6 protein-coding genes are annotated in these 6,692 nt (G+C 62.1%); 3 read left to right on the plus strand and 3 right to left on the minus strand.

Features of this window, described 5'->3' with window-relative positions; all coding sequences use genetic code 11:
• Window positions 1-3: 3 nt before the first annotated feature.
• Together cobS and Q0025_RS10230 are read right to left on the minus strand one after the other, a co-directional pair.
• On the minus strand, window positions 4-1,005 hold the full coding sequence (gene cobS, locus Q0025_RS10225) for a cobaltochelatase subunit CobS (protein WP_297298639.1): 1,002 nt from the start codon (window positions 1,003-1,005) through the stop codon (window positions 4-6).
• 116 nt (window positions 1,006-1,121) lie between these two features.
• Window positions 1,122-1,724, minus strand: a complete 603-nt coding sequence (locus Q0025_RS10230) for a DnaJ domain-containing protein (protein WP_297298641.1) — start codon at window positions 1,722-1,724, stop codon at window positions 1,122-1,124.
• An 83-nt stretch (window positions 1,725-1,807) separates the two neighbouring features.
• On the opposite strand from Q0025_RS10230, the gene Q0025_RS10235 reads away from it, so the two are divergent.
• The 3 genes from Q0025_RS10235 (at window position 1,808) to Q0025_RS10245 (ending at window position 5,047) form a co-directional block, all read left to right on the plus strand.
• The gene (locus tag Q0025_RS10235) at window positions 1,808-2,107 is read left to right on the plus strand and encodes a BolA family transcriptional regulator (RefSeq protein WP_297298643.1); all 300 of its coding nucleotides are present in this window, start codon (window positions 1,808-1,810) and stop codon (window positions 2,105-2,107) included.
• Window positions 2,108-2,254: 147 nt separating this feature from the next.
• Window positions 2,255-3,808 carry a D-alanyl-D-alanine carboxypeptidase family protein gene (locus Q0025_RS10240; RefSeq protein WP_297298645.1) on the plus strand — a complete coding sequence of 518 codons (1,554 nt, stop codon included), beginning with the start codon at window positions 2,255-2,257 and terminating at the stop codon, window positions 3,806-3,808.
• 81 nt (window positions 3,809-3,889) lie between these two features.
• Entirely contained in the window at window positions 3,890-5,047 is a 1,158-nt protein-coding gene (locus Q0025_RS10245) for a GTP-binding protein (RefSeq protein ID WP_297298647.1), read from the plus strand.
• Window positions 5,048-5,106: 59 nt separating this feature from the next.
• Here the strand turns inward: Q0025_RS10245 and Q0025_RS10250 are convergent.
• Window positions 5,107-6,692 (minus strand): mechanosensitive ion channel domain-containing protein (locus Q0025_RS10250; RefSeq protein WP_297298650.1); only part of this gene is annotated, 1,586 nt, incomplete at its 5' end.

Here is a 6,692-nt window from a genome sequence, read left to right on the forward strand (position 1 = left end):
GCCTCAGCTCATCGCGACATTCACGGCGCTTTCCGGCAGCTCCTGGCCGAAGCAGCGTTGGTAGAACTCAGCGACCAGCGGGCGCTCCAGTTCGTCGCATTTATTGAGGAAGGTGAGCCGGAAGGCGAAACCGAGGTCGTTGAAGATTTCGGCATTCTCGGCCCAGGTGATCACCGTGCGCGGGCTCATGACGGTCGATAGATCGCCGGCCATGAAGGCGTTGCGCGTCAGGTCGGCGACGCGAACCATTTTATTGACCTGGTCGCGGCCGTCCTTGCTTCGCTGATAGGATTTCACCTTGGAGAGGACGATGCCGACTTCCTTGTCGTGCGGCAGATAATTGAGCGTCGCGACGATCGACCAGCGGTCCATCTGGCCCTGATTGATCTGCTGCGTGCCATGATAGAGGCCGGAGGTGTCGCCGAGGCCGATCGTATTCGTCGTCGAGAACAGCCGGAAGGCGGGGTGCGGCTTGATGACCCGGTTTTGGTCGAGCAGCGTCAGGCGGCCGGACACTTCGAGCACGCGCTGGATGACGAACATCACGTCGGGCCGCCCGGCATCGTATTCATCGAAACAGAGCGCGATATTGTTCTGCAAAGCCCAGGGCAGAATGCCGTCGCGGAATTCGGTAACCTGCTTGCCGTCTCTCAGTACGATCGCGTCCTTGCCGACGAGATCGATGCGCGAGACATGGCTGTCGAGGTTGATGCGCACGCAAGGCCAGTTGAGCCGCGCCGCGACCTGCTCGATATGCGTCGATTTGCCGGTGCCATGATAGCCGGAGATCATCACGCGCCGGTTCTTGGCGAAGCCGGCGAGGATGGCGAGCGTCGTGTCACGGTCGAAAAGATAGTCCGGGTCGAGCTCCGGCACGTGCTGATCGGCTTGGGAAAAGGCCGGTGCCTCCATGTCGGTATCGATGCCGAACACCTGGCGGACCGAGATTTTCATGTCCGGCAGAGCTTTTAGGGCCTCTTCACCGGCTAAGGAATTGGCAGACATTCATCCTCCGTTCCGCCCGTTCTGGCCACGCTATAGCATGCGGGCCGGCCGCGAGGCGGGGAATTCACGCGCGATCCCAAAAAGTTGCGGCTATTCACCGAAGACCGGGCGCAAAATCAGGCGAGCTTGACCGACTTCAGATAATTATAGGCGCGGATAATTTCACGTAATTTGTCTTCGAGCGAGCGATCGCCGCCATTGGCGTCGGGATGCAGCCGTTTGACCATGTCCTTGTAGCGGCTGCGGATCGCGTCGGCATCGGCATTTTCATCGAGACCCAAGTGATCGAGGGCCTTGCGGACGGCAATACCATACTTGGGCTTTGCCGGCTCGGCCGGGCGCCGCGCGGCCGTGCGGTTGCTGAAAATATTGAGCGGGTCGGCATAATGCGACGGATCGCTGCCGCGCGTCTGCGGGCCGCCGGCGACATTGTTACCCATGACCCAGGTCGGGCGATGCCCCGTCGACGCATCGCGCTGATAAAGTGCGACCGCTTCGGCGCTCATACCCTGAAAATAATTATAGGAGGCGTTATAAGCGCGCACATGTTCAAGGCAGAAGCTGAAATATTCGCCCTCGCGCTGCCAGCCCATCGGCGCGCGGAATTCGCCCGGCTCGGCGCAGCCCGGATGGTCACAGCGCACTTTCACGCTATGCACCGGCTCTTTGGCCTTCGGCTTGGCTCTAACGCGGTCGAAGATCGGCGAATTCAAATCCATGATGCGCTATTATGAGTGTCTTGGCGGTGGCCGCAACCCGGTTGCCTCGATAAAAGACACAGGGTGCGATGAAGGGAAGTTCGATGAGCGACGAGCCTAATATAGCCGAGCGCATCAAGCAAAAATTACAAGCGGCTTTGGCGCCGATTTCGCTTGCTGTGATCGACGAATCACACCGGCACGCCGGCCATGCGCATGTGATCGAACACGCGGCGAAAGCCGGTAAATCAGGCGAGACGCATTTTAACGTTAAGGTGGTATCGGAAAGCTTTCGCGGCAAGAGCCCGCTCGCCCGCCACCGGATGGTCAACGAGATTTTGCAGGCGGAATTCGCCGATGGCGTGCATGCGCTCTCGATCGAGGCCAAGGCGCCGGGCGATTGAGCGCCGCGCCGGGCCGCAGCGTCATGAAATGGCCGTATCTCGCGCGAACTAAAGAGCGGCTTCGGCGCTTTGCAGAATGTTTGTGAGGCGTTAGGGTTGCGGTTCAGAGCGCCGTGCTGGTGCCGGCTCATTCTCTAGGGCAATGTCATGCGGTTGCGTCTTCATGGCTTGGTTGCCGCTGCGCTCTTGGTCTTCGCGGCCGGGCGCGCCCTGGCGACCCCGTCGCTCGTGATGGATGTCGCAACCGGCGATGTGCTCTATGAAAACGAGGCGACGCGGCCCTGGTTTCCCGCTTCGCTGACCAAGCTGATGACCGTCTATGTCACGCTGAGCGCGGTGCGCGACCATCAGATCTCGCTCGATACGCCGCTCGTCGTGTCGCGCTATGCGGCCTCCATGCCGCCGTCGAAGATGGGCTTTCGTCCCGGCACCGAGGTGACGCTCGGTAATGCGCTCAAAATGCTGATGGTGAAATCGCCGAACGATATTGCCATCACGATCGCCGAAGGCGTTGCCGGTTCGGTCGATGCCTTTGCCGACGATATGAATGCCGCCGCGGCGCAACTCGGCATGAAGCAGAGCCATTTCGTCAATCCGAACGGCCTGCCCAACCCGGACCATTATTCGTCGGCGCGTGATCTCGCCGTCCTCGGCCGCGCGCTTTATCGGACATTTCCCCAATACGCCGATCTCTTCGACATCGGCGCCATGCGCGTCGACGGCAAAGTCATTCCCAATCACAACGACATGCTCGGCCGCTATCCGGGCGCCGACGGCATGAAGACGGGCTTCACTTGCGATGCCGGGTTCAATCTCGTCGCCAGCGCGACGCGCGGCAATCGTCACTATATCGCGGTTGTCCTCGGCGCGCCGACACCGCGCGAACGCCTCGTCCGCACCGCCGTCTTGCTCGATCGCGCCTTCGACGGGATCGACCAGCCGCAGCCGATGGATGCCGACGAGCCGACCGGCGGCGAACCGGAAGATCTGCGCGAACTCGTCTGTCATCGCCGCAGCCACGCCATGGCGGTCTTCCAGGCGGAGACCGATCGCTTAGAGGCGCCGCTGCTGACCATCGGGCAAAAGTCGGGCGCGCCCTTCGGCCTCTTCACCGCCTCGGCCCTGGCACAGGAAACACCGGCTGCCTTGCGGATTGCGATGATGCCGGTTCCCGCGTTCGATCCCGAGCCCGTCTCCGTCGGGGCAGAGCCTGGCTATAAGGGCCCGATCGCCGGGCCGCGGCCGCCGCATACCCCGGTCGGCACGCCGCTCCTCGCCGATACCGCGCCGCTGGCGAAACCGCCGGCGGCCGAACCGAACGAGGATGCGCCCGAGGTGGCGGCAAACGACCACGATTCAGCCAAGGTCGCCGCGGCCGCGGGCGGCGACGCCGATGCGTCGCATCTCTCAAAAGCAAAGAAACACGCCAAAATCGGCAAGGCGAAATCGCACGCAAAAGTCGCGGCGAAAGCGCCGCACGGCAAGCACAAATTGGCCAAAGCCGGCAAAGCCTCGAAATCGAAGCTCGCGCTTCACAAAACAAAAGCCAAACCCGCCAAGCTCGCAAAAGCCAAGCTCGCAAAAGCCAAGCCGCATAAAGGCGCCGCCAAAAAAGTCGCCGCCAAGACGCTCAAGGCGAAAAAGCTCGCCAGCAAATCGCACGCGAAACATTCGGCGCATTCGGCCAGCTCCGACAATTGAGCTGGTCACCAGCCGGATTGAATCACGGCAAGGCCGCGATTATCTCTCCTCGGCTCGATTGTGCGCGAGAGGAAGCCATTCATGACTGACACGCGGCGGCCGCCGATCTTTCCGCTTTCGATCCTCACCGGCTTCCTCGGCGCCGGCAAGACGACCCTGCTCAACACATTGCTGCGGGCGCCGGAACTCGCCGATTGTCTCGTCCTCATCAATGAATTCGGCGAAGTCGGCCTCGATCATCTCTTCGTCGAGAAAGTCGACGGCAATGTCGTCGTCATGGCTTCGGGTTGCCTCTGCTGCACGATCCGCGGCGATCTTGTCGCTACGCTCGAAGACCTGCTGCGCCGTCGCGACAACGGCCGGATTGCGCCGTTCAATCGTGTGATTATCGAGACGACGGGCCTCGCCGATCCGGCGCCGATCCTGCACACGATCATGTATCATCCTTATTTTATGCTGCGCTTCCGGCTCGACGGCGTGATCACCGTGGTCGATGCGTTGACCGGCGATGCGACGCTCGATCGCCATTCCGAGGCGGTGAAACAGGCGGCCGTCGCCGACCGGCTGGTGATAACCAAAAGCGATCTTCTTGCCGAAGGGGATGCGCGGCTCGCGGCTTTGCAGGCCCGGCTCGCGGCGCTCAATCCGACCGCGGTTGAGCGTAATGCGGCGCGCGGCGAAGCGACGCCGGCGGCGCTCCTCAACGCCGGGCTTTATGATCCGGACAAGAAAACACCCGACGTGCGCCGCTGGCTGAACGCCGAAGCCTTGGATGATCACGCCGCGCATCACCAGCACGATCACCATCATGGCCATGGCGCGCATGAGCATGGCGCGGCCGCCCATGACATCAACCGGCACGATGCGCGCATCCGCGCATTCGCCTTGCGCCATGACAAGCCGGTGCCGCTTGCGGCCGTCGATATGTTCTTCGAATTGCTGCGCAACGCGCATGGCGCGCATCTGCTGCGGGTCAAAGGGATTATTGCCCTTGACGACGATCCGGCCCGGCCGCTCGTCGTACATGGCGTGCAGCATATCTTTCATCCGCCGGCGCGGCTCGACGCCTGGCCGGATGACGATCATACGACCCGCATCGTCTTTATCCTGCACGATATGGCGCCGGATTTTGTCCGCGGCTTATGGAACGCCTTCATGGGCGTGGGGGCGGACACGCCCGATGCCGCGGCTCTGACGGAAAACCCGCTGAAAATATCGTCCGGCGGCCTGCTCGCTTAGAGCGGGATGCGAAAAAGTGTCGGCGGTTTTCGCAAAAAAACCGCTCTAAACGACGTGATCTAGGTCTCGTCCGCGGGCGATACTTTGCCGCCCTTGCCGTTCGGCGGCTCGCGCAGGATGAAGCCCTGTTTCGCCAGCTCCGGCAGGTTGACATTCATGACCGGCGGCGGCGCATCAAAGAGATTGGCCGCCTTGAATCGGCGATAGATTTCGAAATTCAATTCGCTCGTGGTGCTTTTCATCGTCGTCACGTCGGCGACATAGCAATAGAGCTCGAAGTTGAAGACCGCGCCGGTGATTTCGGCGAAGACGACGAAGGGGGCGGGCTTCTTCAGCACGTTCTTGTTGGTCGCGGTGACGTCGAGCAGGATCTCGCGCGCCTTTTGCGGATCGGCCGCCGCATTCACCGGAAGAGTGAGCTTGAGACGGCCGGTTTTGTCTTCGCGGACATAATTCTTGACGACGCCGGCGACGAGATCGGCGTTGGGGATCACCACCGCGGCGCGATCGAACGTCTCAATCTCGGTCGAACGAACATTGATGCGGCGGACGAAGCCTTCGTTCGGGCCGACCGAAATCCAGTCGCCGACGCGGATCACCCGTTCCCACAGCAGGATCAAGCCGGAGACGAAATTGTTGACGATCGATTGCAGGCCAAAGCCGATACCGACCGAGAGCGCGCCGGCGACGATCGCGAGCTTGGCGAAATCGACGCCGATATAAGCGAGCGCGAAACCGAGCGCCAGGATACGCCCGACATAGCCGATGCTGGTCTTGATCGCATTGCGCAGGCCGAGATCGAGCCGCGTATGCGGCAGGAAACTCACTTCGAGCCAGCGCTCGACGATGCGGGTTGCGGCGAAGCCGGCGGCGAAGATGACGAGCGTGAAGACGATGCGCGACAGCGAGATCGTCACATTGCCGATCTTGAAGCCGAAGAAAGCCGCGTAGAGATAGCCGGTGACGTCCGCCGATTGCACGCCCCAAGGCGCCAGCGCCGCCAGTGCGGCGACGAGGAAAATCACGACTTTGCCGATGCCGGCGCCGAGAATGGCGAATTGCTCGAACGCCTCGCGGCTGAGCCCCGTCGAAAGCATGACGCTGCGTCCGAACGGCGTCGTCGCGGTCATGCCGCGGCCGACGACCTGATCGACCAGCATGATCAGCATCACGGTCAGCGCGCCGACGCCGCCGACCCAGACGACCTGATCGACGATGAACTGGCTCAAGTTCATGTAGCCGACGAGGACAGCGGCAAACACGACGAGGATGATCGCCCACAGCACCGTGCGCAGAATGCCGAACCAATTGGCCGCGGGGTCGGTGCGAGGTCCGAAGACCTGCTCGGTTTCATCTTCCTCGCTTTGGCCGATCCAGAGGCTCGCGGCGAGCGCCGCGGCGACGGCAAAGGCGCAAAGGCCGCGGAAGAACATCTGGCTCGCCCAGGAAGATTCGACGACCTGGCCGAGCGCGTTGACGACGCGGCCTACCGAGACGAGCACGGTGACGATCAGTACCGTCCGCAGAACCTGCGCGGCGGCATCGTCGTCGAGGCTGAGAAGGCGCCACTCGCGTCGTCTCGGCGCCAGCATGGCCTGGGCGAGGCCGGCGGCGATGGCGATCCGCAAAATCGCAAAGAAGAATG

It is taken from the genome of uncultured Methylovirgula sp. (assembly GCF_947646745.1).
GTDB lineage: Bacteria > Pseudomonadota > Alphaproteobacteria > Rhizobiales > Beijerinckiaceae > Methylovirgula.

Coding starts and splice junctions, on each gene's coding strand:
- Q0025_RS10235 (WP_297298643.1), top strand. CDS start 1,808: ATGAGCGACGAGCCTAATATAGCCGAGCGCATCAAGCAAAAATTACAA.
- cobS (WP_297298639.1), bottom strand. CDS start 1,005: ATGTCTGCCAATTCCTTAGCCGGTGAAGAGGCCCTAAAAGCTCTGCCG.
- Q0025_RS10230 (WP_297298641.1), bottom strand. CDS start 1,724: ATGGATTTGAATTCGCCGATCTTCGACCGCGTTAGAGCCAAGCCGAAG.
- Q0025_RS10245 (WP_297298647.1), top strand. CDS start 3,890: ATGACTGACACGCGGCGGCCGCCGATCTTTCCGCTTTCGATCCTCACC.
- Q0025_RS10240 (WP_297298645.1), top strand. CDS start 2,255: ATGCGGTTGCGTCTTCATGGCTTGGTTGCCGCTGCGCTCTTGGTCTTC.